The 24,454-nt window shown below is 70.3% G+C and carries 26 protein-coding genes; 14 read left to right on the top strand and 12 right to left on the bottom strand.

All coding sequences use genetic code 11. The annotated features are described in order from the left end of the window. Positions 1–87 precede the first annotated feature (87 nt). The 5 genes from BM362_RS31660 (at position 88) to BM362_RS47780 (ending at position 4,814) form a co-directional block, all read left to right on the top strand. Positions 88–1,131 carry a trypsin-like serine protease gene (locus BM362_RS31660; protein ID WP_143132533.1) on the top strand — a complete coding sequence of 348 codons (1,044 nt, stop codon included), beginning with the start codon at positions 88–90 and terminating at the stop codon, positions 1,129–1,131. A 71-nt stretch (positions 1,132–1,202) separates the two neighbouring features. After that, positions 1,203–1,874 (top strand): hypothetical protein, encoded by a 672-nt coding sequence (locus tag BM362_RS31655; protein WP_093575627.1) that lies wholly within the window; start codon positions 1,203–1,205, stop codon positions 1,872–1,874. Between the two features lie 30 nt (positions 1,875–1,904). Then, positions 1,905–2,249: a hypothetical protein gene (locus BM362_RS47020; RefSeq protein WP_143132532.1), complete on the top strand. Its 345-nt coding sequence runs from the start codon at positions 1,905–1,907 to the stop codon at positions 2,247–2,249. A 247-nt stretch (positions 2,250–2,496) separates the two neighbouring features. Further along, positions 2,497–4,497 carry a tetratricopeptide repeat protein gene (locus tag BM362_RS31650; protein WP_143132531.1) on the top strand — a complete coding sequence of 667 codons (2,001 nt, stop codon included), beginning with the start codon at positions 2,497–2,499 and terminating at the stop codon, positions 4,495–4,497. A 149-nt stretch (positions 4,498–4,646) separates the two neighbouring features. After that, entirely contained in the window at positions 4,647–4,814 is a 168-nt protein-coding gene (locus BM362_RS47780) for a hypothetical protein (protein WP_167545520.1), read from the top strand. Between the two features lie 131 nt (positions 4,815–4,945). On the opposite strand, the gene BM362_RS31645 is transcribed toward BM362_RS47780, so the two are convergent. After that, complete coding sequence (locus BM362_RS31645) at positions 4,946–5,677, bottom strand: hypothetical protein (protein WP_093575625.1); 732 nt, start codon at positions 5,675–5,677, stop codon at positions 4,946–4,948. After that, a complete protein-coding gene (locus BM362_RS31640) occupies positions 5,674–6,027 on the bottom strand; it encodes a hypothetical protein (RefSeq protein WP_093575624.1) in 354 nt (117 codons plus the stop codon). Before BM362_RS31640 ends, BM362_RS31645 begins: the two co-directional genes overlap by 4 nt. A 319-nt stretch (positions 6,028–6,346) precedes the next feature. Between BM362_RS31640 and BM362_RS31635 the strand changes: the two genes are divergently transcribed. Next, a complete protein-coding gene (locus BM362_RS31635; protein ID WP_093575623.1) occupies positions 6,347–7,114 on the top strand; it encodes a hypothetical protein in 768 nt (255 codons plus the stop codon). Positions 7,115–7,181: 67 nt separating this feature from the next. Here BM362_RS31635 and BM362_RS31630 read toward each other — a convergent pair whose 3' ends face one another. After that, positions 7,182–7,649: a helix-turn-helix domain-containing protein gene (locus BM362_RS31630; protein ID WP_093575622.1), complete on the bottom strand. Its 468-nt coding sequence runs from the start codon at positions 7,647–7,649 to the stop codon at positions 7,182–7,184. A gap of 56 nt (positions 7,650–7,705) precedes the next feature. Beyond that, positions 7,706–8,482 carry a hypothetical protein gene (locus BM362_RS31625; RefSeq protein WP_143132530.1) on the bottom strand — a complete coding sequence of 259 codons (777 nt, stop codon included), beginning with the start codon at positions 8,480–8,482 and terminating at the stop codon, positions 7,706–7,708. Positions 8,483–8,737: 255 nt separating this feature from the next. Between BM362_RS31625 and BM362_RS31620 the strand changes: the two genes are divergently transcribed. Continuing rightward, on the top strand, positions 8,738–9,577 hold the full coding sequence (locus tag BM362_RS31620) for a hypothetical protein (protein ID WP_093575620.1): 840 nt from the start codon (positions 8,738–8,740) through the stop codon (positions 9,575–9,577). Between the two features lie 70 nt (positions 9,578–9,647). Beyond that, the gene (locus tag BM362_RS31615; protein ID WP_093575619.1) at positions 9,648–10,136 is read left to right on the top strand and encodes an RNA polymerase sigma factor; all 489 of its coding nucleotides are present in this window, start codon (positions 9,648–9,650) and stop codon (positions 10,134–10,136) included. Positions 10,137–10,357: 221 nt separating this feature from the next. On the opposite strand, the gene BM362_RS31610 is transcribed toward BM362_RS31615, so the two are convergent. Beyond that, positions 10,358–10,579 (bottom strand): hypothetical protein, encoded by a 222-nt coding sequence (locus tag BM362_RS31610; RefSeq protein ID WP_093575618.1) that lies wholly within the window; start codon positions 10,577–10,579, stop codon positions 10,358–10,360. A gap of 364 nt (positions 10,580–10,943) precedes the next feature. Here BM362_RS31610 and BM362_RS31605 point away from each other — a divergent pair, with 364 nt between their 5' ends. Beyond that, complete coding sequence (locus BM362_RS31605) at positions 10,944–11,708, top strand: hypothetical protein (RefSeq protein WP_093575617.1); 765 nt, start codon at positions 10,944–10,946, stop codon at positions 11,706–11,708. Between the two features lie 95 nt (positions 11,709–11,803). On the opposite strand, the gene BM362_RS31600 is transcribed toward BM362_RS31605, so the two are convergent. From BM362_RS31600 to BM362_RS31570, 7 genes are all read right to left on the bottom strand, one after another. Further along, complete coding sequence (locus BM362_RS31600) at positions 11,804–12,448, bottom strand: hypothetical protein (protein ID WP_093575616.1); 645 nt, start codon at positions 12,446–12,448, stop codon at positions 11,804–11,806. Positions 12,449–12,507: 59 nt separating this feature from the next. Further along, complete coding sequence (locus tag BM362_RS31595) at positions 12,508–13,020, bottom strand: hypothetical protein (RefSeq protein ID WP_093575615.1); 513 nt, start codon at positions 13,018–13,020, stop codon at positions 12,508–12,510. 120 nt (positions 13,021–13,140) lie between these two features. Then, the gene (locus tag BM362_RS31590; protein WP_093575614.1) at positions 13,141–14,136 is read right to left on the bottom strand and encodes a hypothetical protein; all 996 of its coding nucleotides are present in this window, start codon (positions 14,134–14,136) and stop codon (positions 13,141–13,143) included. A 222-nt stretch (positions 14,137–14,358) separates the two neighbouring features. Continuing rightward, the gene (locus BM362_RS31585) at positions 14,359–14,907 is read right to left on the bottom strand and encodes a hypothetical protein (protein WP_093575613.1); all 549 of its coding nucleotides are present in this window, start codon (positions 14,905–14,907) and stop codon (positions 14,359–14,361) included. A gap of 83 nt (positions 14,908–14,990) precedes the next feature. After that, on the bottom strand, positions 14,991–16,229 hold the full coding sequence (locus tag BM362_RS47015) for a coiled-coil domain-containing protein (RefSeq protein ID WP_093575612.1): 1,239 nt from the start codon (positions 16,227–16,229) through the stop codon (positions 14,991–14,993). Positions 16,230–16,413: 184 nt separating this feature from the next. Continuing rightward, positions 16,414–16,587: a hypothetical protein gene (locus BM362_RS47775; protein ID WP_167545519.1), complete on the bottom strand. Its 174-nt coding sequence runs from the start codon at positions 16,585–16,587 to the stop codon at positions 16,414–16,416. A gap of 18 nt (positions 16,588–16,605) precedes the next feature. Further along, positions 16,606–16,932, bottom strand: a complete 327-nt coding sequence (locus BM362_RS31570; RefSeq protein ID WP_093575610.1) for a hypothetical protein — start codon at positions 16,930–16,932, stop codon at positions 16,606–16,608. 419 nt (positions 16,933–17,351) lie between these two features. Between BM362_RS31570 and BM362_RS31565 the strand changes: the two genes are divergently transcribed. The 5 genes from BM362_RS31565 (at position 17,352) to BM362_RS31545 (ending at position 23,471) form a co-directional block, all read left to right on the top strand. After that, positions 17,352–18,134 (top strand): TnsA-like heteromeric transposase endonuclease subunit, encoded by a 783-nt coding sequence (locus tag BM362_RS31565; RefSeq protein WP_093575609.1) that lies wholly within the window; start codon positions 17,352–17,354, stop codon positions 18,132–18,134. Further along, a complete protein-coding gene (locus BM362_RS31560) occupies positions 18,131–20,221 on the top strand; it encodes a Mu transposase C-terminal domain-containing protein (RefSeq protein WP_208865400.1) in 2,091 nt (696 codons plus the stop codon). The genes BM362_RS31565 and BM362_RS31560 overlap by 4 nt, the downstream gene beginning before the upstream one ends. Then, on the top strand, positions 20,218–21,291 hold the full coding sequence (locus tag BM362_RS31555) for a TniB family NTP-binding protein (RefSeq protein WP_093575807.1): 1,074 nt from the start codon (positions 20,218–20,220) through the stop codon (positions 21,289–21,291). Before BM362_RS31560 ends, BM362_RS31555 begins: the two co-directional genes overlap by 4 nt. Further along, entirely contained in the window at positions 21,288–22,253 is a 966-nt protein-coding gene (locus BM362_RS31550; RefSeq protein ID WP_093575608.1) for a TniQ family protein, read from the top strand. Before BM362_RS31555 ends, BM362_RS31550 begins: the two co-directional genes overlap by 4 nt. A gap of 561 nt (positions 22,254–22,814) precedes the next feature. Beyond that, positions 22,815–23,471: a hypothetical protein gene (locus BM362_RS31545; protein WP_093575607.1), complete on the top strand. Its 657-nt coding sequence runs from the start codon at positions 22,815–22,817 to the stop codon at positions 23,469–23,471. Positions 23,472–24,454: the final 983 nt, after the last annotated feature.

The raw sequence follows: 24,454 nt of genomic DNA, 5'->3' as shown, positions 1-24,454 counted from the left end.
CCGGTCGCTCGTCTTCGCCCGCCTGGTCGCCCTTCCCCTGCGGGGGAAGGGTTTTCCGTCATTCCTTCGAGAGAAACGAGGCACAGCTTGCGTTTTCGAAGAACTGTAAGGTCCGCGGTCGTCGCGGTGCTCGCGGCCGGGCTGGCCGCCGGGCTGGCCGCGCCCGCGTCGGCGATCGTCGGCGGCCACCGCGCCCAGCGCAACATCGCCGGCATCGGCGCGCTGATCTACAACCACAACAACGTCCCGGACTGGGACACCTGCGGCGCGCACGCTCTCAATACCGGCGACGACGGGACCCGGTGGCTGGTGACCGCCGCGCACTGCGTCACGGTCATGCCGGGCCCGGACTCGACGCAGGTCCGCTCCATGAGCGACGACGGCAAGGCACGCTACGACGTGTTCCGGCGGGCGGCTGAGAAAGCAGGAAAGCACACCGGTGCCCTCGGATTCTCACCCCGCCCGGCACCGGGGATGCACTCGACGCCGGAGGACCCGGCGACCTGGCGCTTCGCCTACGGCAACGTCAACCGGTTCGAGGCCAAGACCGCCAAGGTCAAACGGTTCATCGTGCCACCGGAATGGGCGTGGGGCGAAAAAACCGAGAGCGGCGACGTCTGGGACCAAGCGGTCATCGAACTGGAGCACCCCATCCGGGTCGAAGGCGCGCTCGTCGCACCGGTTCTGCCCTGGGCACCGGTCACGATCCAGGGCTGGGGCAAGGAAACCCGGGAACCGGAGTCGTGGCACGGACCGCTCGGGCCCTGGCTGAACGAAACCGACGTGCGCCTCACCGCGCACGCGCAGTGCGCCGGCGGCATCGACGCCATCGGCGCGGACGAAGTGTGCCTCGGCCAGACCCCGGACCGCAGGGGCCCGTGCATGGGCGACTCCGGCGGCGGCGGCTCGCAGCGGCTGGGACCCGTCCGGGTCCTGACCATGCTCGTCTCCCGCGGCCTCGTCGCGACCTGCGGCACCGCCAGCGTGGCCACGGCCCTCTGGGCCCACGGGCGCTGGATCCTCCAGCAGATCCACGCGGCCGATCCGCAAACGCGCGTCGCCACCGCGGATCCGAACCTGATCCGAGCCGCGGCCCCACCGGCACAAACCGAATTCGCTTTGGCCGGATGACCCAGCGGCGGGCAGGGCGCTCGATGCCCGGCCCGCCGTGGGCGCACCCACACACGGCAAGGACTCCGTCGATGACCGCAACCGACCTCGATTCGCGCCCGGCGTCTCCGGACGCCGGCGGACGCAGCCGGCTCGCCGCGTCGGCCGGGCAGGCGCAACCGGCGGACGGGATATCCCCGGAGAAGATGCGCAGCACCGCCGCTCACTTCCCGGTTCCCTGGCCGCGGCCCGGGACTTCGTGCTGCTCGCCGGCCCCTGACCCGGAACCCGTTCCGAGACGGGTGGCGATCCGCGCGTACGGCGACGGCACCCGCCACGCCTACGACGCGGCGCGGCTCGCCCGCATCAAGATCGACCTCACGATCCGCCCGATCTGCCACCTCCGCGGCGGCGACCCCGAACTGCACTACTTCGACCGGATCAACGGCGTGCCCCAGACCAGCCTCGCCGACCGGGGCTGCCCGTGGTGCGCGGCGGTGCTCGCGACGGTCTGCCACGAGGTGATCGTCGGCGTCGACGTCGTGCGCATCGCCGGACGGCTGCCGGTCGACGTCCCGCAGGAGAGCGAGCCCGCCCCGCTCTCGCTCGCCGCGGACACCGCCCGGCCCTCGCCGGTGCCAGACGTTCCGCACGAAAAGACGCTTCCGCCGGAACGAACCGTTCCCGAATCCCGAGACACGCGCCCGCCAGAAGCGGCGCACGTGCAGCGGCGAGAACCCGCGCTGTCCGGCGCGCCGCCGTGAGGCCTGCCTGCTGGCTGTTCCCGTTCCGGCATGACCGGACATCGCCGAAACCGCCCCGAAAAAGACCCGACAGGAACGATGACACCCCACGACCAGAACCTTGCCGGCGGTCTCGACCAACGGCCCCGGAAACGACGAATCCGCAGGATCGCGCTCATCGCCGCGGCGGCCGCGACCAGTGCGCTCGCAGCCGGGTGCCACGACAGTCCCGCCCCGGGCACGACCCGTTCCTGCCAGGGCTCGCTGGCCCCCTCCTGCCTGAAACAACTCGGACAGGACGAGATCAGAGCGGCACCGGCGTCTGAAGTCGTGAACGTCGGCAGCGTTTATCTCGTGTCCGATGTGGACGTTCTGACACCTGCCGGTGCATCGTGACCGCCCGGCCGCGACGACCCGAACCCGCGCGCTGCAGGCGGGCCGCGGCTCGCGCCACCGTCACGCTGACCGCGGCGGTCGTGCTGGCGGCGGGGTCCCTCGCGTCCGGGTGCGACGGCATACCTGGACCGGCACGACTCTGCCAGGGCCTCCCGCCCTTGCGCTGCCTCAAAAAGCTCCTGCGGATCCACCCCGGCACCGCGCACACGAAGTCCGCTGCGGACAACGAAACGCCGGTCGGTGCGTCGTGACCGCCCGGCACCCGCCAGTCCAGCTGCCGCCCGCGCCTCCGGCGTTGATCGGCCGCGACGCGGAGCTGGCCCGGCTCGAGGAGATCGCGAGCCGGTCCGGGCCGTCCCCGGCGCTGGCGGTGGTCACCGGAGTGACCGGGATCGGGAAAACCGCGCTGGCCACCACGTTTCTGCACACCCGGCTCCGCAACTTCCCGGACGGGATCCTGGTCGAGCGGTTCGCCGCGGATTGCAGCGACGACATGGGAACAGCGCTGTACGGTTTCCTGCTCGCGCTGGGCGTGCCGATGGAGGAGATCCCCGCCGCCGGGCAGCACCGCGCCTCCCTGTTCCGCACCCTCACCGCGGACCGCCGGTTCGCCCTGCTGCTGGACAACGCCGCACGCGCCGAGCACGTGCGGGCGCTGCTGCCCAGCAGCGCCCGCGCGGTCGTGCTCGTCACCAGCCAATCCCAGCTCAGCAGCCTCGCCCGCGACGGCGCGGACATCCTCCCCCTCCGGCCCCTTCCGCCCGAGCGAGCGCGCGAGCTGCTCGTCGACCGCGCCGGCCCCGGCCGGATCGACCCGGAAGGCCTAGCCCACCTCGTCGCGGTCTGCCAGGGCCACCCGCTGAAGCTCGCCATCGCCGCGGGCGACCAACGAACGCACCCCGCCCGCAGCCCCCGCACCACCGCCAGCCACCTCATCCGATCGACCGGAGACACCGCCATGCACACCGTTTTCGAAAAACAAGCCGACACGTGGCTGCCCGACACGAAAAGGCTCCACCTGGTCCTCGGCTGTCTGCCCGGACCCCGCTACGGCCTGAAGGAGCTCGCCGCAGCCGCCAAATGGGAGGAGGCCTATCTCGGCGACCGCGTCAGGGAGCTCGTCGAGGTCAACTATCTCGACGAACTGGAACACGACGACGTCGTCGAGCAGCCCAACCTGGTCCGCGAGGACGCCGCCGATCAGGCGGACAAGCACTACGGCCACGACAAGGACCGCGACGAGAGCCGGCTCGAACTGCTGCGGGGCTACCTGCGCGCCTACCGCCAACACGCCGCGTCCGCGAGCGCATCCGTCCACCCCTACCGGCCCCCGCTCGAGGGCGACATCGCGCACGAGCGGGTTTTCGCCACCCGCGAGGAGGCCATGGCCTGGTGGCTCCGGCACGGGCCGATGGTCTACGGCGTCGCCGGCATGGCCGGTGCCCGCCGCTGGAACGAAGACGTGTGGCGGCTGGCCGAGACCGTCTGGGGCTTCGTCCTGCACACCGGCGACTACAAACCGTTCCTCGCGCTGTGCCAGGCCGGGCTCGAGGCCGCCGAGCTCTGCGGCGACCCGCTGGCCATCGCCCGGATGCACCTGCAGATCGGCTTCCTCTTCCACAAGCTGGGACAACCGGACCTCGCCGTCCCGCACCACGACACCGCCTACGCGATCGCCGTGCAGCAACAGCACGGGCCGACGCTGGCCACCGCACTCTCGCGGCGCGGCCGCGACGCCAGCGCCCGCGGCGACTGCGAAGAAGCACTCGAGTGGTACCGGCTCAGCGCCGCCAAACACCGCGACATCGACAAGCCGCGCGGCGAGGCGATGAACCGGCGCCGCTGCGGCGAGATGCTGATCCTCCTCCAGCGCCCGGACGAGGCCGAGGCAGAACTCGTCGCAGTTGTCGACGTCATGGAAAGCTTCGGCGACATAACCCAGGTCGCCGAAACCGCTGTCCCGCTCGCCGGGATCCACGCCGGCCGCGGCGACTACGACACGGCCCGCGCGCTGCTGACCGACCTGCTGCCCCGAGCCGTGAACCACCCTGCACCGCTAGCCGCGCAACAGATCCGCGACGCCCTCGCCGAACTCGACGTCGCCGACCCGGAACCCGCATCGGCGCCCTCCCCCTGCGAACAGCCCGAGCCCGCGAGCACGGACCCGGAACGCTCCGACGCCCCGCGCGGCGACAATCCCGCGACCGCGCCGGACACCGCGGAACGTCCACACGACGAGAACCGGTGACCGCAACCCGCACCGCCGAGGAGCGCGACCGCAATCGCAAGCCGCAGGGCCCGCCACCGCATCGGACCGTCCGTGGAAGACCCGGAACAGCACGTCGGTCCACAATGGACTCTACACCCGGTGGCGCAGCGTGACGGGCCTTCTCCACTGTGAAAACCGTTCTCGTCCGGCGAAAGCTGGTCGAGGCCCAGCTGCGGCACACGGGGAAGTTCGCGTCGTTGGACACGGCATGGGCGAGCAACGGCCTCACGATCACGAAGTACATCGACTGGCACGCCCGGCGCGCAGCCGAGACCAGGCCCCGCAAGGCGCCATGATCGTGTACCTGGGCCGTGAAGTCGTTGCGACGGAGTTTGTTCGCCGAGTTTTGGCCCCGTCGCTGAACGGGTGAAGTCGGGGCGGAGCGGGGGCGCTGGTGGTTGTCCGGGTTAAGGAAGTCGGCCAGCGTTCAAGGTGCTGGCGGTTGTGCGGATTGCCGGATTCGGGTGGTGGTTGCGCCGACGGCGATCCACATGTGGCCTTCCTGCTTCGAGGGAAGATGAGGGGGAAGGTCGGTGAGGCGTCCGGCGAAGCGGTCCAGCTCTGCCACCAGGCTTCGGCTGGCGCCGTGCAGCGTCCAGTCGGTGACCAGCTGGCGCATCCGGGCCACGATCACGGCAGGCGAACCGGAGATCATGCGTTGGAGTTTCTCGACCTGCTCCAGTGCTTGGGGGAACTCGCGTCGGTCGGTGAGTTCCTCGGCCATGGCGGTGACGACGCCGACGAACTCGCCGAGCCGGTATCCCACTTCGTCGCGGATGGGGTTCGCGCGGAGTTCGCGCGGTGTTGGCTGCTCGTGCGCGGCCAGCAGCGCGTGCGCGCGCTGCCGGTTGATGTGCAGGCGTTGCCCGGCCTCGGCGACCGACAACCCCTCGGCCAGCAGCTGCGCGACGCAGACGGCGCGGACGTGCTCCAGCGCTGGGGTGACGCCGCGCGCGACCTTCGCGACGGCCTCCCACCGTTCGCGCGCATCGGGGATGCGCGCGAACAGGACGCCTTCGATCTGGTCGAGCGCGATGTCGGCAGGATCCGTGCTCGCTCCGGTCAGCCGTCGGAACTCCGTCTCGGACATTGACTCCAGCTCGTCGGTCGTCAGCGACGTCAATGCCCCTGGTTCCGCGCCGTCGTCGGCCGCGCTCATGCTGGCCGTCCGAACGACCCGGCCAGCCATTCCGCGAGCGTCGACTTGTACTGCCCGCGCACAGCTTCTGTCGCAGGCGACTGCTCGACGTAGCCGGTCAGGACGTCGGAGCCAGCGCAGTCGCTGTCGAACGCTGTGCGCCATCCCCAGTGCAGCCCTGCCAGGAACGGGTACCGACGTCGGACCTCTGCCTCGGGAGTGCCGTCCGCCCCGTCCCACGGGCTGCCCCAGCCAAACGCACGAACCACCATGCGCAGCTGGTCGTCGGTCATGGCAGCCAGCGGAACCGAACCCGGTTCGCCGATCTCGGCATAGACGGTGCCTGCTGCCCCTGAGCCTGCTGTGTTCACCCTGCTCTCCCCTCATGCGGGAAAAATGTCTACTACATGATAGACAACTGACAGGTTGTGTCTACCTGTTGCTGGACAAACCGGGCTGGGCGGGCTGATGTCTAGCGGCTGCTGGCCGACGAGATCCAGACCCGCCTCGACATCGAGCGGCCCGGTTTCGACGACGGCACGCGGCCGAACACGCCGCGCGACACCCCCGTGCCCTACTGGCCCGGTACCTGGGCGGCGCGGCTCGTCCTGCCGCGCCCGGACCCGGCCGACCAGCAGACCCTCGACCGGTTCCCGGACGAGTTCGTCATCCCGCAGGACCTGGCCGAGCATGGCGACCTGCGAGCCCTGCTCGCACGCCTGCGCGCGTGGGCCGAAGAGTCCGACCCGTACTCCGAGGCCCGACCCCGCGCTGCACGCCGCACTGACCGAACCGGCCAGCCTGCTCGCCTTCTACCTGGGGGCCTACGACCGCGACTTCGCCGAGAACGACCACCCGGACACCATCCCGGAACAATTCCTGGTCTGCGGCGACCACGACCGCGCCTACCTGTCCTCGATCGCCTGGCAGGACGAGCCGCCCGAGGACACCCGCGCCTACCGGCGGCTGTCCGCCCAGGTGTGGACCGAGGACCGGGAGGACCCGTTGCGCTACGGCTACGACAGTCGCGGCGCGCTCGTCGTCCACCACCCCGGCGACCGGAAAGATCCCTGGTCCGAGTGGTACATCACGCTGCGCCCGCCCGCCGACGGCATCCCCGCCGGAGCCGCGATCGTCGCCGACGCCGGACGCGGCGACCGGCCCGCCTACATCCAGGGCCCCGGCGAGCGGATCACGCCCCTGCCCCGCGTGCCCTCAAAAGTGCAGTCGCAATGGTCGTTCGGGTACTCCGGAGGCGGCCCCGGCGCTCTCGCTGCCGCCATCGCCTCCGCATTCGTCCGCGCCGACAACCTCGACCCGCGACCGCCGCGCGCCTGGACGGAGTGGATCGACAACCAGGTCTGCTTCGGCCTCGACGAACGCCCCAGCCGCCATCGGGAAATGACCGAACTGCGCCTGCCGGTCGACACCATCCGCGAACGCTACGCCCGAGCCTGAACGCCTTCACCTGTTCCGCGTGGGCAGGCGCGTCACGAACATCCCGTCCCGGAAACGGTTCCTCATGTCAGCGCCGTCCGAGCGCTGCAGGCGGCGGCGTGGGAAGCGGCCAGTAGTCCGCGTCCCGCAGGCCTTGCCCGGCCGCGATCAGCGTTTCCTCGGGCAGCTGCAGCACCGGCGCGCACCGGATCAGCTGCGAGGGCGCGGCGGCGGCCCCGTCCTCCCAGCTCGTGACGACCGGCAGCGGCAGGAGCGCGGCCTCGGCGACGTCGGCTGCGGACAGGCCGGTCGCGGCGCGGCGGTGGCGCAGGAATCCCGCGAGCGTCGTGGCGTGTTCGGAGGCGTCGGCCCGCGCGGCCAGGGTCGCGGGCAGGGCCGGGTCGACGGCCGGGGCGGGCGTGCCGGTGAAGTCCAGCAGCAGCTCGGGCGCCCCGGCGGCGTACAGGGCGACCACTTTCGCCGCACAGTCCCGCATCAGCGCGCGGGTCCAGGACCGCGCCTCGCGGTCGGCCAGGTCGGAGCGCAGCCGCCACACGCCCTCCAGACCGTCGATGGAGAAACGTGTCCGCTAGGCTCCCCGTCCTGCCGAGGTCAGCTCGCGAACCAGGCGGGTTCGTCGTGTCGGGCGTCGAGCACGTCGGCACCGAAGTCCTGCCGGATCTCGGCGATCAAGGGCGCGAGGTCAAGGGCTTTGACGATGTCCTTGCGTTCCCACAGCGGCATCTCCGGTTCCGTGCGGTCGAAGAGGATTCCGCAGGAGCGGTACAGCTCTTTGTGCATGCCGCGCCCGATCTGGACCGCCCGCGCGGTTCCGAGAAGCTCGACGTTGCTCAGCGCGGCGACGACGGCGTCGTGGGCGTGCCGCATCTCGGCGCGGTTCTTCTCGTCCTGTTCCTGACTGTCGGCGAGCGAGCCCATGTTCGCCTTCAGGTCTCCGCGGCTCACCCTGTTGAACAGCGCGTCGAGCTTGGTCCGCCATTCCCGGACTGCCTGGAGGAACGCGCGGTACGCCTCAACCCGTTCGGTCGCCAACGCCCGGTCGCCGTCCTTGCCGCCGGTGCTCACCGGGGCAGGCTCCTGCTCGGCCGACCGGAGCCGGCGTTCTTCGAGCAGGAGCCACGTCCCTCCGTCGAACGCGCGGCCGGCGAAGTCCATCAGTCTCCTGCGTTTGCGCGCCCGGAAGACGCAGCGCCGCGCGGACCTGACGGCCATGTTCGCGGCGATGAAGGACTCGCGGGCTTGGGCGTAGGCCTCGTCCGCGGTCTTCGGCATCCGGCTCGCGACCGCGCGGTAGTCCTGTGCGTCTTGGCTGCCTCCGGGCGGCTGGCCCTGCGGTCCGGGGCGGTTGCCGGGCTGCGGTGACGTCATGCGGAGCCCCCCTGTCGCGCCTGGCGGCGATCGGAGGTTGCGTACCGCCTCTGACGTCCCGCTATCACTCTCCGCACTCCGCCCATGACTGCGACTGTAATCCAGGCGGACTGTTGCGGTCACCTGTTCGGCGGTAGTGCGCGCGAGCGGGGTCAGAGCACGCGCGCGGTGCATGACCGCGTGCGTGGTCGGACGCCGAGCGGAGGCGACGGCGCTTGCGGGAGACTGGCCGGATCCTGAGCGAGAGGAGGCCGGATGCCGATGCCGAGCGACGAAGACGAGCATGAGTGGCAGGAGCGGCTCGAGGAGCGGATGTTCCCGATGATCGCAGGGTGGTTCCAGCGCATCACCCGTCCGCCGGTCACCCCGTCCGCGGGAAGCAGTCTGGCGCGCGACGACGAGGCGTACCCGGGTTTGCCGGCTTCGCATCTGGCCTACGGCGGGATGGTGACGGCGGCCGAGCACCTCGAGTTCTTCAGGGTCTCCTTCCTCGCGACCGGCCGGGCGGTGCCGCCCGCGGCGTACTTCACCGTGCTGCGCACCGCGCTGATGGGCGTCGCCCAGTCGCTGTGGATTCTCAAGCCGGCCGACCGCCCGACCAGGATCGAGCACGCGCTCAGGATCGCCCGCGACGACATCAACCAGCGCAAGGGCCTGCTGTCCGTCGCGCTTCCGTCCCGTCTCGGGCTCGGCGGCGAGGTCGAGACCCAGCGCGCACGCCTCGATGAGGAACTCGGCGAACTCCAGGCAGCGGCCGCAGCGGCCGGGCTCGACGCGGGCAACGTGCCCCGCTGGCGATTGACGATGACCAACGTGATCGCCGACGTCGGCGATCTGGTGCACGCCGACGACGGCAACGACGACACCCGCTACGGGGTGTCGGTCCTGTGGCGGATGCAGAGCGGGCACGCCCACTCCACCGCGTCGGCCCGCGCCCGGCAGATCGACCCGCAGCAGCTCGCCCGCAACCCGGACGGAACCCTCACCGGCGCGGCCACTGCCAGCGTCACCGACGTCGGGACCGCTGCGGCCGCGGTCGTGCTGTGGCTGAACGAGGCCTGGAGGCTCTACGACCTGCGGTGCGCACCGGCCTGAACCCCGCCCCCGGGACCCGTAAGAGCAGCTCAGGCTGCTGAGGGCGACTCTGAGGAAGGGGGACGTCCCGATGCCTGGAAGCAGCTTCGACGCGTTCTTCGCCGACGACTTCCCCCGGTTGAAAGGGTTTCTGATCAGTCTGGGGTACGAGGCTTCGCTCTCGGAGGACGCGGCGGCCGAGGCGATGTACCGGGCGCACGAGGACTGGGGCTCGATCGAGCATCCCGGCGCCTGGGTGCGCATCGTGGCCAAACGGGAAGCGCTGCACCAGGCGATGCGGGACCAGGACGGAATCAAGAAGGCGGTGGAGGGCGGATGGGTTCCGCCTGAGCGAAGTCCGGAGGATCCGCCCCGGATCGTCGAAGCCCTCCTTCGCCGCCAGGAGATGCTCAGGACGCTGCCCGACCAGCAGCGCGAAGTGATGGCGTGGGCCCGACGGCTACGAGCCCATCGAGATCGCCAACGCGCTCGGGGCATCTCCCGAGACGGTCAGGTCCAATCTTCGCCATGCCCGCGACAAGCTCAAACCGTTGTGGACACAGCAGAACCAGCACGCTGAAGGAGGTGCCTGAGATGGACCGCAACGAAGACAAGGACTTCGACGCCTGGCTCGCCAGCGACAAGGCGGAGTTCGACCCCGCCATGCGGGAGAGCGTCGACAGCGCAGCGGTTCTTCGGGCCATCAAACGCCGATCCGCCGCCGAGGCGCGGCAGAAGATCGACGAGCGCGGCGGGCGAGCCCTGATCCCGGCCCGGCGAACACGACGGCGGATCACAGGCTCAGCTCTCGACGACAGCTCCCCCGTTCTTGTTCGCGATCACGCGCCGCGCCGTCTTCCCGGCTTTCGCCGCCCCGAAGGCGCCGGCGCCGGTCACCCCCAGCCAGGGACCGGCGAGCCAGCAGATCAGGCCGATCAGGATCAAGGCCACGACGATCCACACCGTGATCCTGCAGTACTGGCTCCAGCCGGTGCTGTCGTCGCTGCCGCATCCGAGATCCACCAGACGGAATGCCAAACGCCACCCAGGGTGATCATCCGGAGCAGCACCCGCGGGGAGCGGGGACACCGGCTCGCGTCCGGGTTGCTCTTCACTCATACCGGCAAGAGGATCGAACGGGCTGCAACGTGCAATCGGGCGGCTGCGTCCCCGGCACCCGCCGAGGCGAACAACCGCCATCGCCCAGGGAACTCCGTCGAGCGCGCGGTCTCGCGCAGCGGCTCGCCGGACTCTGTTGCAGCCTCTCGGTTCCCCGAAGTTCCCGGAGAGGATCCTGACCGGCTTGCGCGCGCTGTGGCCGCTCGCCTCACCTCGGTCCACGACGTAGCGTGAAGACCGAGGCCAAACCAGGGGGCAGGGGGAACCAATGTCCACGATGGACGAACGACGACACCGCGTGCCTGACCCGGCACCGGCCAGGACGACCGTCGGCGCGCTCAACGAGTGGAACCGCCGCCCGGACGTCCCGGACGGCGAACGCATGCTGTGCCGCCGGTCCGGGCACGGCCTGATGGTCGCGCTGACCAACCCCGGTTCCTCCGACGGGATCCGCTGGCAGTGTGCGATCTGTTCCGAAACCCAGCCGATCACCAACGACCAGGTGGTCGTGGCGCTGGGCAGCGAACACCTGCCCGTCGCGCCGGTCGAGGACCACGCGGAGCAGGTGCAGATGCCGCCTGGCATGCCCGGCGATCGCGGCGACGGCACCGTCCGTCTCAGCGTGGTCGCCCAGCACAGCGGCATCTCGATGAGCGGGCTCGGCATCGCGGGCCTGGCGTTCGGTTTCCTCGCCGGCGGCGCCCTTGCCGGCGTCGTCCTGCACGGCGGCGGTGTCGCCGCGATCGTCTTCTCGCTGGTCGGGGGTCTTATCGGCGAATCCGTCAGCCGCGGCCGGTACCCGGTCGCCCGCGTCGTGGCCAGCACCTCGACGACGGCGTCGGCGCTCCGCCCGGGCGACTGGGTCCCGGTGCGGCCAGGAGCCGGACCGCACGATCGAGCCACGCGGATCGTCCAAGCCGGCGGGCTTCCGCTGAATCATCGTCGCTACCCCGGTGTCCGGTTGCGGCTGTTGAGCGGCCAGGTCATCGAGTGCCACGGCGACGATGCCTGGCACGCGCTGACGTTGAGCTAGCGCCTCCGTCGTTGTAACCCGCATGGCCGTCCGAACGAGGTGCGGGCGCTGTCGGGCGGCGGCCCAGGGTGGCGCCTTCCCCGTGACCACGGCATTCAAGGTCTGCAGCGTGTCCGCGTTGACTGCCACGTCAAGACGGCGGGGTACGGGCGCGGAGGATTCCTCGGGACGATCGGTGCGCGCGGGCCGGGCGCGGGGTCAGGCGGTTTTGGTTCCTGGCCCCGCGTTGTCCCGGCAGCGGAATCGCCGGGATCCCACCCGCCTGGTCCGTCCAGGCCTGGTGATGATGCCCGACCAGGCGGCGTCCGCACGCACCCGGTCCGGGCACAGGGACGCAGCGCCGTGTTGTTGCGCGCGTCCGGTGCCGTGGCCGAATCAGGCGTCTCCCCGACCCGCGGCGAGGATTTCGTCAGCGGCTGGACTTGATCTACCGGCGCGCCGGCGTCGGCGGCGATCGCGCACCAGGCCAGCGCCAGGAGCGGCTTGCGCACTCGCAGGTAGAGCTCGATCAGGCGCAGCGCCACAGGCTTCTCGCCCGACGCCTCGTCGAACACGGAGTCGTCCAGGGCCGCCGCCACGCGCCAGTGTGCGGCCGCCTCGTCCGTCCGGCCTGCGTCCAGCGCACGCTCTCCTGCGGTCAGCTCGGCCGTGAACACGGTCGCGTGCGCCGCGACGACCTGGTCTCCCAGCTCGGCCGGAGCCGCGGCCGCCGCGTGCACTTGCTCCAGCCAGCGGGACATCGCCCGGTCCGCGCGGCGCCGTGCGAGCAGCGGAGCCGAGGAGATTTCGGCGGCGACAGTCAGGTGACGGAGACGGTCATCTGGCCGAGCAGGACGCACAATCCGCCCAGTCCCGCGTCGGCGTGCGTGTCAGCGGCCACCCGGATCAGCGTCACCGTGGCCTCGAACGCTGCTTCGAACTGCTGCACGGCGTCCATGGTTCCCGATTCGACGAGCGCGACCGCTTGCCGGAATGCCGCGTCGGTGTCCGGGGCGGACGCCGCGAGCGCGAGCATCTGGGCGGCGCGCGGCGTGAACGGCGGGAGCCCGTCCAGTGCGCGCAGGAGCACGGATTCCCGCACCGGCTCGGTCTCCTGGCCCGCCGGCGTCGATGCGGCGTGCGCCGCCCACGACAGGCATCTGATGAGGGTGGTAATCGTGTTCCGTTTGAGTTCTGGATCCGCCCGCCGCCACTCGCGGGCCGCGCGCTCGGCGAGCGCCGCGGGCGCGGCTCCTTCGGCGTGCGCCAGCACCGCGCTCCCGACCGCGTGCAGCATGGCGTGCCGGCCGATCAGCGTGTCGATGTCGTTCATCGTGTGCCTCTCCGGTTGAAGGTTTCCGGGTCGAAGAATCGGGGGTGCCGCGGTGCGACGTCCGGCTGCAACGGCCCGCCGAACATCGCCCCGCCACCGCCGAGAGCGGCGCCCGAACCGCTAGCTGGCAGCTCCGGCTGCCAGCTCGTCCATCCTCGTGGGCACTTCTTCCGCTCCGGCTTCGCCGTGCTGCTTTCTGAGGTCCAGGGCGAGATCGCCCGGCTCGACGCCGAGCACGTCCGCGAGCGCGTAGAGCCGACGATCGGAAGACAGGGGCGTGCCCTCCATCGCGACCGCGAGTTTGTAGGGAGTGAGGTGGGCCGGGGCGAGGATGCGCTGTCGCAGCTTCTGCACCCAGTCAACCGTGCCCGGGTCGTGCCGGTCAGCGGGCGAGGTGCGTTCCGCGAGCAGGGCCTGGAACGTGGCGAGCGGTTCGTAGGCGGGTTGGCGGAGGTTGTCGGGAGTCAGCTGGAGCCACCAGCCTTGGTCCTGGAGCCGGCGCAGCGAGTCGCGCCACGCGCCTGCGGGGTCCTCCGGCGGACGGGCCGTGTCGATGTCGTCGTCGAGATCGTCGTCAGCGACGTCGGGGAATCCGGGGCCCTGGCTGCTGGTGACGACGACGGGGCCGTCGGCCGTGGTGAGGCGGGCGATGACGTTCTCCCAGCCCATTCCCTCGTGCAGAATCCCTGCGGCACGTCCGTCGGCGAGCAGCGCGGTGAACCACGGGACGTGCTCTGCGGCGATCCAGAGACGATGGTCGACAGACCCGTGCAGGCGGGCGAGGAACGCCACGATGTCGGGGCCTTCGACGGCCGCGGTGTTCAGCACCGCGTGCGTGACCGGGACGGGCTGGCCGCCGATCTGCACCTCGGCGTCGAAGGCGATGCCGGTCATCCATCTCCGGAGCGCCTCCACCGGGGTGTCGACGGTCCTGGCGAAATCAGTCGCGTCGCGGGGCAGGACGCCTCGCCGGATCAGGTCGGTCACCGCGGCGGGGTTCGTGGCTCCGAGGACTCGCATCGCGGTGTCGACGGCCAGGCGGTGGCCGTGGGGCCGCTCGCTGCCCCGGACCGAGACTGCGTCCGCGTGCTCCGTGTGGAACCTGATCGCGCTCATCGTGAGGCTCCTTGTCGTCTGGAATGGCGGGTGCCCGTGCGTTCACGTTCGTGGGGTGACTGGCTTGCGCGACGGACCACTAGGGCTCGTCCGGTTCCTGCCCGGCGGTTTCTCGGGCGGGAGCTTTCATCGTCTGCCAACGGCATTGCCCTCGGGCGGGATGCCTCAGTTGACCGGCCCCGGCCCGGGAAGGCAGCACGCCGCAAGTCGTCCACCTGCTTGTCACCCCTCGTAATGACTTGTCCCTTCGCTGTCGGTCGCCGGGGCTGAACGGGCTGGCACCAGTCTCACGTCGGCCGCGTCGCTCCAGTCTCGTGCGGTCCCGGGCCACTCGATCAGCAGGCGCTCCCGGATGCTGACCGTGCCGTCCTCGGCTCGGGCCAGGATGTTGGCGGACTCGACCACCCGTCCGGTGCGCGTGCCGTCGGTGACCGCGCAGTCGGTGATCTCGCGCGGATAGCCGCAGGCTTCGCGGTAGGTCCGCAGGCGCGGGATCGTGAGTCGCCGTTCGTGCTCCTCGCGTCGTGCGTCGATGACGCGCTGGGCGCACGCCGTCGCCTCGTCGGAACTGGCGAAGGCGCGCTTTTTCACCTGTTCGGTGCGGCGGCGCGGCGTTCCGGGCTGCGGCGGGTGCACGATGATCGGCACGTACGGCCAGCGGGGGTTGCGCCCGCGTTTCGCGTACGAGGCGAGGCCGAAGTCGGGGACGGTGTCGTCGTCCGCGAAGGGCACGGCTTTCTCCCCTCCCGTGTGGAAGGCGATCGCGGTCATCGTGAGGGTCCTTGTGGTCTTGAAACGGCGGGGGTGTTGCGTGTATTCGCGATCGTCGGGCGACGCGGCTTCCGCGACGACTGCTAAGGCTCGTCCTGTTCCTGCCCGGGGTCGTGCTCGGTCGGGGTTTCGTCGGCCGCGAGCCGGGCGAGCCGGTCCTTCACCTGCGCCGTGTCGGTGTCCGGACCGATCTCGGCGACGACGAGCAGGAGGTTCCGGCGCAGGCGCTGCAGGCCGTCGGCGGCTGCCTGGTTCCGCGCGGCGGCGGCCTTGGCGTCCTCGGCGTGGGCGGAGAGCGCGGAGACCTGGCCGGTGAGGTCGGCGATCCGCCCGGCCGCGTTCTCGCGCTGCTGCTCGAAGGCCCGGCGCTGCTCGGCCAGTTCGGCGGCCGTGTCGGCGCGGACACGCTCGAGCGCTGCCGCCGCGGCGGTGCGCTCCTGCTCCAACTCGGCCGCGGCATCGGCGGCTTGCTGCCGCAACTGGTCGCGCACCGCCTGGACGTCGGCGGCGAGTTGCTGCGCGCGGGCGGTGAGCTGCGCGTTGGCGGCGGACAGCTGGCCGATCTTCTCGGCCTGCTCGGCGATGTTCTTGTTGGCGGCCGACAGCGATTCCTGAGCGTGCTTCGCGGCGTCGAGGGAGGCCCCGGCTCGGGTGTTGGCGTCCTTCTCCCTGGTTTCGGCGGTCTTTCGCGCGGCCTCCGCCTGGTCGCGTTCGACCAGGGCGGCGCCCTCGCTGCGGCGGGCTTCGGCGGCGTCGGCGACGGCGGCCTGCTTGGCGGCGAGCGCGGCGTCGCGGTCGGCTTCGGCGGCGCGGGCCTCCCCGCGGGCCCGGTCGGCGTCGGCGGCGGCGTCCTCGGCGCGGACCAGCGCCTGGGCGACCTCTCCGGTCAGCCGCTCGTCGAGCCGGTCGAGGTCGCCGCGCACCGGGTCGAGCGCCGCGACCAGGGCCTCGGACGCGGCCAGCAGGTCGGCGAGGTGGCGGGCGGGGGCGCCGACGTCGTGCCGGGACAACGGGCCGGTGCCGCCGTAGGCGGCCAGCCACAGGTCGAGCGCGTCGTCGAGCCGGGCGCAGGTGACGTCCTTGCCGCGGTGGTCCTGGCCCCAGACGTGATCGCAGTGCTTCGGACGCGGCCCGCCGCCCCGGCGGGCCGGTTTGCGCGGGTGACGCTGGCAGAACTCGCACCGCTCCGGGTCGGCGGCCGCCTCCCGCCGCGGGTCGCCGCGGCGGAAGGCGGGCGGGGTCGGGGGACGCTCGGCCACGACGCCTCCGCCGCCCGGAGCCGGGTCGCGGGCCTCGTCCGGCTCCGGGGACACGTCGGTCATGGCCGGTGATCCTCGCAGTCGTCGTCCTGCTCGTCGTTCTCGCCCTGCTTGTCCAGCGATGCCGGCAGCGCCGGCCGCCGGTCTTCCGCCGACCTGTGTCGCTTCCAGTTGATTGTGGCGGGGTTGACCGGGGTTGACCTGCGGGCCGCCAGTTGGGGGTGGTGTCGTCATCGCTCATCGTTCCTCATTTGAAGTGGCGGATTTCCCGCTCGGGTCGAAATCCAGCGCGACCACGTGGGTCCCGCTCCACCCACGACTCGAACCCGATCCGGGCGCCCATCGTGGCCGACCAGTGCACGCGGTGTTCGACGCCGTCCTCGGCGACGAACACCGCCTCCAAGTCCTCCGGTCGTCCCACCTGTTCCTCCTGCATGGATCAGACGGCTGGATCGTCGTCGGTCGGCATCGGCCGTTCCAGGGACGTCCGCCACCACTGCGCGATCTGCCGCTGCCCGCGGATCCGGCCCACCGTGTCGAGCCCGAAGCCGATCAAGACGCTGCCCAGCAGCGTGATGATGACGCGCATCGGCACGGAATCACCGAAGAACCCATATGCCGTGACCACGACCAACAGGAACCCGATGGCCGCCGCGACCTGGCAGCCGACGACGGTGGCGCGCGTGTCCGCCACCCGCGCCTCGGCCTCGCGGCAGCCCTCCTCGACGCTGCGCTCGCGCCACTTCTGCTCGTCGTAGCTGGTCAAGGAATGCCTCCTAGCTGCCGGGGCGCGTCATCGGCACCATGCGGCGATCTTCCTCGCCACTTCCCCTGAGAACTCGCCACCGTCACCGCCAGGTCAGCTGCGAAGCGACAACCTGGGCTGTTGCGGCCCGTGACCGGGCCCGGAGGGAATCGTCGTCATGATCATCATCGTACAGGTCTAAGTTAGAAAACTCTAACTTTGAGTTAGAGTTTTCTAACTTAGACAAGATCGATCACCCTGTTTTCGATAACTACCGTTATCGAATACAAGTTGATCTTGAGAGCGAAGGATTGGCGACCGCTGCTTGTCCGGGCTCGGTCGACATGGCCGGGGATCGCTGAAGGTGGCCGGAGGAGGTCGGTGACTCAGTGAAGGTGGCCAGTGACTGCGGATCGGGGGTGAGACGGTTGGATCGGCGGATGCGAGTGATCCCTGGCGCGGCGCCGGTCGCCGCCGAGCGATTCGAGGTCTCCTGGCTGGACGCTGACGGCGTCGAGCAGCGCGGTCCGCTGGCCGAGGTCGCCGGGGCGGTGGCGTTCGAGGCCACGCCCGCGGTCCGGTCGTTTCCTTCTTATAAGGGGCAACGGAACTTCCCGGGCCTGTACTGGTCGGCGACGGTGGGCGGGCACGTCGGATTCGAGTCGTGGCTGGAGCGCGAGCACGCGATGCTGCTGGACTTCGATCCGCAGATCACCGGCTACGCCAGCCAGCCGATGTGGCTGTTCTGGCCCGAGGCGACCGCGTCCGGTGTCCGGCGGTGGCGCTCGCACGCGCCGGATTTCTTCGCCCGCCGGTCCGACGGCACCGGTGTCCTGCTGGACTGCCGTCCCGCGAACCGGATCAAGCCCCGCGACCGCGCGACGTTCGACATCACCGCGGAGGCCGCCGCCGCAGTCGGCTGGGACTACGAGGTCGTCGACGCGCCGGATCCGGTGCTGCTGGCCAACGTTCGCTGGCTGGCCGGGTACCGGCATCCCCGGTTCGCTGCCGAGGCCGCGCGGGAGGCACGCGGCCCGGCGCTGCGCACCATGTTCAGCCGCCCGCGCCCGTTCCTGGAGGGTGTGCGTCGGGTCGGCGACCCGATCGCCGTGCTGCCGATCGCCTACCACCTGCTGTGGCGTCACCAGCTGGAGTGCGAGCTGGCCACGCCGATGACGATGGAGATGCGGGTTCGCTGCGGCCAGAAGGCGGTCGCCCGGTGACCGGGAACGTGGTGCGCGTGGGCGATGAGGTGTTCGCTTTCGGCGAGACGCACCTCGTTGGCGAGATCGACGGGGTCGCGATCCGGCTGGAGAGCGTGCTGGGCGGGACCCGGGTGGTCACCCTGCCGACGTTGTTGGCGGCCGAGGACTTCACCCTGGTCGGCACGGACGCGGCCGTGCCGTCGCTGCCTCCGCTGGGGATGCTGGACGCGCTGCCTCCGGCGGCCGTGGAGGCGGCCCGGCGCTGGGAGCAGCACGTGGTGGAGGTGGTGACCGGCCGCGCTCCGCAGGCGCCGGAGAGTGCGCCGCCGCGCCCCGGGTTCGACCCGGAAACCACCACTCTCGCGGAGCGGGAGCAGCGAAAGGCCGACGAGCTGAGCGCGGCGGGACAACCGGTGTCCACGCGGACCCTGCGCCGGATGAGGACCCGCTATCGCGCGCAGGGTCTGTGGGGATTGCTGGATCAACGGCTGCTGCGCACCCGCACGCCCTACGGCCGCGCGGACGAGCGCCTGGTGGCTGCGATCGCCGCGGCGATCGCAGCCGAGACGGAGACGTCGACCGGCACGCGGGACCGGCTGCGCAAACGAGTCCGCGACGCGCTGGACGCCGAGCACGGGCCGGGAGCGATGGTGCTGCCGTCGAAGGCGACGTTCAACCGGCTGGTCGCGGCGATGACCACCGGCAAGCACACCTTCGGCCAGGCCACCACCCGCCGGTCGCTGGCGAACCGGCCGGAGCGGCCGTTCACGCCGATCACCGCGCTGCGGCCGGGCGACCTGGTGCAGATCGACACCACCCCGCTGGACGTGATGACCGTGCTGGACGACGGCACCAGCGTCCGCCCCGAGCTGACCTACGCCCTCGACGTCGCCACTCGCTCGATCTGCGCGATCGCGCTGCGCCCGGCGGGGACGAAGGCGGTCGACGCGGCGCTGTTGCTCGCGCGGATGCTGGTCCCGGAACAGCTGCGCCCGAACTGGCCGACTGTGTTGGGGATGCGGGCCTCCGTGCTGCCGCACGAGCAGCTCGCCGAGGTCGACCCCCGCCTGGCCGGCGCGGCCGGACGGCCGGTCATCGTGCCGGAGACCATCGTCTGCGACCACGGCACGGTGTTCATTTCTGCGACGTTCATCGCCGCCTGCGACAAGCTGGGCATCTCGTTCCAGCCCACGCACAAGGGTTCCCCGTGGCAGAAGGGCAACGTCGAGACCGGGTTCGGGTCGATCAACACCCTGTTCAGCCAGTACGCCGCGGGGTACACCGGGCCGAACACCACCCGCCGCGGCCGCGCGGTCGACGGTGCCTGGCTGCTGCCGGATCTGGCCGACCTGGTCGAACAGTGGATCGTCGCCGGATGGCAGAACAGGCCGCACGAAGGCCTGCGCCACCCGCGCCTGCCCGGCCGGGCGGCCAGCCCGAACGAGATGTATGCCGCCCTGGTCGCGTCGGCCGGATATCTGCCGTTGCCGCTGACCGGCACGGATTACCTGGAGCTGCTCCCGGCGACCTGGCGGGCGATCAACGACTACGGGATCCGGATCAACCACCGCACCTATGACGCGGACGCGCTGAACCCGCACCGTCGCCAGCACTCCGGCATCACCAGCAAGCGCGGTCTCTGGGAAGTCCACCACGATCCTTACGACTGCAACCAGGTCTGGGTCCGCAACCACCACGACGACGGCCGGTGGATCACCGCGCACTGGACTCACCGTGACCTGGTGACCGCGCCGTTCGCCGAGTTCACCTGGCAGGCCGCCCGCGCCGAACTCGCCCGACGCGGCGGGAACGCGACCGAACAGGCCGCGATCGCCCTGGTTCTCGACGAACTGCTCACCCGGGTCGGCGCCGGTCCCGCACCGGCGGAGCGGAAAGCCGACCGGATTTCGGCGAGCACCCGCCGCGCGGTCGCGCGCGGAATGGCCAGCCCACCGGATCCCCGACCGCCGCTCACGGTCGTCCCGCCGCTCGGCGAACCCGAACCGGAAATCGACGACAACCTCGCCGCCGAGGACGACGAGCTGGGCGAAGTGATCCCGTTCGGGATCTTCGACGCCCACGCGGAAGCGGAGCGGATGTGGTGAACAGCAACGAAAACGACCGGCACCCCGCCGACTACGCGCACGAACCGCTGACCACGCGGGAAGGCTGGCAGCGGTTCGTCCACCACACCCCCGAGCCGCCAGCGCTGCTCACCGCCGACGAGCGGGCTGGGATGGACGACCTGGAACTTGAGCTGCACCAGGCGCTGCGGCTGGACTACCACTCCGAACTGGTCGTGGTGAACACTCCGATGGTCACCCAGGTCATCAACACCGGCTACGAGCTGATGCTGGTCAACCGCCGCCAGCTCGCCGGAGCGAGGCGCGGCATGGCCGTGTTCGGCCCGGCCGGGACCGGCAAGACCACCGCGGTGACCCAGCTCGGCCGCGCCCACGAACTGCGAGTCCGCCGCCGTCATCCACAAAGCGGGCCGGAGATCCCGGTCGTCTACCTCACCGTTCCGCCCGCCGCCACGCCGCGGATGCTGGCGGTGGAGTTCGCCCGCTTCCTCGCGCTGCCGTTGGGAGCGCGCAACAACCTGGCCGATGTGGTGCACTCGGTCTGCGGTGTCCTGGCGGACGCGGGCACCAGCCTGGTGATCGTGGACGAGATTCACAACCTCAACCTCGGAACGCGGTCCGGCGCCGAGGTTTCCGACCAGCTCAAGTACTTCGCCGAGCGGATCCCGGCGACCTTCGTCTACGCGGGGATCGACGTCGAAAGGATCGGGCTGTTCTCCGGCACCCGCGGTCGTCAGCTCGCCTCCCGGTTCACCCCGATCCCCACCACCGGATTCGCCTACGGCACCAAACTCCAGCGTCAGCAGTGGCGCGCCCTGATCATCACCTTGGAGAGCGCGCTGCGGCTGGCCGAGCACCGGCCGGGCGCGCTGGCCCGGCTGGACCAGTACCTCCACCTGCGCACCGCCGGGATGATCGGCAGCCTGTCCCACCTCATTCGCGCGGCCGCGATGCGCGCGATCCGCGACGGCACCGAGAAGATCACCAAATCCCATCTCGCCGGGGTCGCGCTCGACTACGCCGCCGCGAACCAGCCCCGCGCAACACCGGGCATCGACTCCGCACCGCGGGGAACGGCGGCGACACCATGACGCTCACGCCGGTCTCCCCAGGACGAATCCGGCGGCTTCCGTTGGTGGACCGCCCTTTCGCACGCGAAACGCTCGAGTCGTTCGTGTCCCGTCTCGCCGCGCTCAACTACCGTCCGCTGGGAGACCTGACGCTGCTGCTCATCGGGAAGGACCAGTTCCCCCGGCGGGTTCGGCATCGGGAGATCGCCATGTCGGTGCGCGACAAGCTGGCACTCCTGACCGGCTACGCCCCGGGCCAGCTCGCCCGAACCTTCCCCGTCCCCGAAGAAGCCGATCACAACAGGCCAGAACGCATTTCCTCGCGGTCCGAACTCCGTCACATCGACGCTCGCCGGCCCGGGTATCCCCGGCCAGCCTGCGTCAGCTGCGCAGCCAGCCGGAGGCCGGGCGGGGCCTGGATCCAGCAGTGGCCCACCCATACCCAGCGGGCCTGCCTGCGTCACTACCGCTGGATCGGCCCGCCGGGCCGGACTATCTCCACCGAGCAGCTGGACCTGCGCACGGCACCGGAAGTCACCCAAGCCGTTCGCCGACACCTGCGCATGGTCCGGCGCCACGGCCCGGACGCCAACATCGCAGTGTCCCTCGCCGAAACTCACATCGTCACCCACAACGAGCGCAACCAGGTGCAGCCGCACATCAGAAAACGTGTCGAACGCTTACTCCACAACAACAACTTCAGCCGAGGGCTCGGCTACTTCCCGCACGAGGACATCGCCTACGCAGCGGCCTATCCCGAAGCTGTCGCGCTTGCCTGGCTAGTGCTGAACGAGCAGTACCGCCGCACGTGGCCAGACGCGATCCCCAGGTACGCCGAGGGAATCTTCGGCCACATTCTCAACCAGGTATGGGAATCGTCCCGCGAACTCCCGCGCTCGCCAGAGCCCGTCCTGCTGCAACGCTGGCTCTATGGCGACTGGCTCCCGAAACACGGGCACCACGCCTTGAGCGCGCTGCCATGACACCCCCGGAGCGAACAGCGCATGCTCCCAGAAAGGCCAGCATGACTGAGCCCCACCGCCTCGATCCCGGCTCAAATGAGTTGTCCAACCGCAGGTCAGCGCGACGTATTGGAGGACAGAATGAATGCGCCACGACAAGGGTTGTCCTGTCTCAGTCCACCTGATGCGAGCGCGGCCAATCTGATGCGGCGTCTCACGCATCTGATGCGGGTCTCACGAAAGTGATGCCGGGAGGTCTGCCAAGATCGCATCCTGCGTTGATCGGACGACGGGAGCGCGCAGGGTGGCAAGGAGCGGGCTACGCGGCGCCCGTGGTGGGAGGACCGCTGGGTTCGACGTCGTGTTTGTCGACGACCAGGACGGCGAGGTGCGGTTGCCGCTTGGCGATGCGGCGGCCGCGCCGTTCGAGCGGATTGCGCCGGTGCGGTCGTTCCCGGTGTACAAGGGCCAGCGGAACTTCCCGACGAAGGGGACTCGGCAAGGCCGTCGAAGTCCCCGCTGCGCGCCTCGATCGAGCCCCCGCGTTTGCTGTCAACAGAGTCTGGGAGAAAGGCTTCGAGCATGACGACCATCAGCCGGCGGGAGCCGACCGACGACGACGACGCCCAGCTGCGCGAGGCCGTCCGCGCCTTGTCCTGGCAGCACACTCTGCAGCTGTCCGGCCTCCGCGAGGGCGAGCCACCACACAGCCCGCTCGACGAGTCCGTCCTCGACAGTGCCGGGCGGCAGGCTGCCGCGCTCGCCTACCTGGCCGCGCTGCACGATGTCCGGCGGACAGCGGGCGAGCTGATCACGCTCGCCGTCGCAGCCGCCGAGGATGCCGGCGTCGCCGCCCCGGCGATCGACCAGGCGCTGAGCGGCGTCACCGGGGTCGCGGTGCGGCAACGGATGGATCTCCTCGTCCACGAAACCCGGCACCTGATCCTGGAGTTCCGGACCTGGCCCGTGAAGGCGGCGCCGGACGGCCTGATCAGAGATCGGGCCGCGACCATGCTCGCGAAGCTGGACGAGCTTCGCATCAAACCGGTCATGCACCCTGACGCGACGGATTCCCCGATGAACTCGCCGGAGTCCGTTGTCGTCCGGTTTGAATGTCAGCTCGCGAAGCTGTACAAGCTGCTGCGGACTGCCACCCAGGCTGACAACTACGGAGACGAGGTCTTCATCTGCATGGACGCCCTCGTCGACATCATCGACCACGCAGAATTCGTTCAATGACCGCCGGGGTCCAGGCGACTCGTACTCATTCTTCCGGGCCCGCCGCGGGCGACACCCCCGCGCCGGCGATCGCTGCCTCGAATTGCTGCTCGACGGTGCCGGTAGGTCACTGCGGCTCTTGACGACTGCCCGCATCGACCTTGCCTCTGGTGCGTTGTCGTCCTTGGGAACGCACGGCGGATGGACAGCGAAAACGGCCGGTGCGGCGGAGCCCAGGATCTGGCCGAGCGTTCGGTGCGTTGCCTGCCCAGAATTCTGCCGGCATCACATTCGCCGGGACAGCCCGTCCGGGAAGGGGCTCGATCAAACTGAGTCCGTGCAGGTCATAACCAGCACAACGACATCATCTTCAGCGAGACAGGACAAGGGTTGTTGTCCGTCGCCAGTTGCCCCGTGTCCTCTGCCAAATGAGTTGAGGTACTGCCAGAGTGTCTGAGGCAACGGTCGATCACTGCCACTAACGGGCTCACCAACGGAACGCCTGCACGGAACAGACCTTTGAACACCTGGGTCGAGGAGTACCGCCAGCGCACGCCACCCGACGACCTAGATGGCGAGAAGCTGAGGCCGTGGAGCATCGGGCTTGCGGGAGTAGCCGGACCCGAGGATGACGAAACACGTGACGCCTACCAGCAATACCTAAAGTTGCCTCGGAAAAACTGGCACACGAGGAAGCCTACGTCTGCCAAATGACCTGAGGCACCGCAGGTCAAGGATGGTTCAACGCCTCAAAACAACTGGCGAGCGACACCCCGAGCCATCCCCTCGTCGTGACCTGCGATGGCTCACATCGAGTGGCAGAGGACCCCGGCACTGCGGGACGTCGGTTGCCACCGCCTGAGCCGCCTGGCTCGAATCGGTGGCAGATGGCTCGGTTTCGTTGACGGCGGACAGTTGTCCCGTCTCAGTTCATCACCTGGGCCGGTCTCAGCGCGCGCCTGGGGCCAAGTGGCGAGGTTTCTCACTAAGGTGGGCCATCTCGT

The sequence above is a fragment of the Amycolatopsis rubida genome (genome assembly GCF_900115345.1).
In the GTDB taxonomy this organism is placed as follows: domain Bacteria; phylum Actinomycetota; class Actinomycetes; order Mycobacteriales; family Pseudonocardiaceae; genus Amycolatopsis; species Amycolatopsis rubida.
The sequence above is the reverse complement of the archived record's forward strand: the minus strand, read 5'-3'. Positions and strand labels throughout refer to the sequence as shown.

Coding starts and splice junctions, on each gene's coding strand:
- BM362_RS31655 (WP_093575627.1), top strand. CDS start 1,203: ATGACCGCAACCGACCTCGATTCGCGCCCGGCGTCTCCGGACGCCGGC.
- BM362_RS47020 (WP_143132532.1), top strand. CDS start 1,905: ATGACCGGACATCGCCGAAACCGCCCCGAAAAAGACCCGACAGGAACG.
- BM362_RS31645 (WP_093575625.1), bottom strand. CDS start 5,677: ATGAGCGCGGCCGACGACGGCGCGGAACCAGGGGCATTGACGTCGCTG.
- BM362_RS31635 (WP_093575623.1), top strand. CDS start 6,347: ATGGCGACCTGCGAGCCCTGCTCGCACGCCTGCGCGCGTGGGCCGAAG.
- BM362_RS31625 (WP_143132530.1), bottom strand. CDS start 8,482: ATGACGTCACCGCAGCCCGGCAACCGCCCCGGACCGCAGGGCCAGCCG.
- BM362_RS31620 (WP_093575620.1), top strand. CDS start 8,738: ATGCCGATGCCGAGCGACGAAGACGAGCATGAGTGGCAGGAGCGGCTC.
- BM362_RS31615 (WP_093575619.1), top strand. CDS start 9,648: ATGCCTGGAAGCAGCTTCGACGCGTTCTTCGCCGACGACTTCCCCCGG.
- BM362_RS31605 (WP_093575617.1), top strand. CDS start 10,944: ATGTCCACGATGGACGAACGACGACACCGCGTGCCTGACCCGGCACCG.
- BM362_RS31600 (WP_093575616.1), bottom strand. CDS start 12,448: ATGTCCCGCTGGCTGGAGCAAGTGCACGCGGCGGCCGCGGCTCCGGCC.
- BM362_RS31595 (WP_093575615.1), bottom strand. CDS start 13,020: ATGAACGACATCGACACGCTGATCGGCCGGCACGCCATGCTGCACGCG.
- BM362_RS31590 (WP_093575614.1), bottom strand. CDS start 14,136: ATGAGCGCGATCAGGTTCCACACGGAGCACGCGGACGCAGTCTCGGTC.
- BM362_RS31585 (WP_093575613.1), bottom strand. CDS start 14,907: ATGACCGCGATCGCCTTCCACACGGGAGGGGAGAAAGCCGTGCCCTTC.
- BM362_RS47015 (WP_093575612.1), bottom strand. CDS start 16,229: ATGACCGACGTGTCCCCGGAGCCGGACGAGGCCCGCGACCCGGCTCCG.
- BM362_RS31565 (WP_093575609.1), top strand. CDS start 17,352: ATGCGAGTGATCCCTGGCGCGGCGCCGGTCGCCGCCGAGCGATTCGAG.
- BM362_RS31550 (WP_093575608.1), top strand. CDS start 21,288: ATGACGCTCACGCCGGTCTCCCCAGGACGAATCCGGCGGCTTCCGTTG.
- BM362_RS31545 (WP_093575607.1), top strand. CDS start 22,815: ATGACGACCATCAGCCGGCGGGAGCCGACCGACGACGACGACGCCCAG.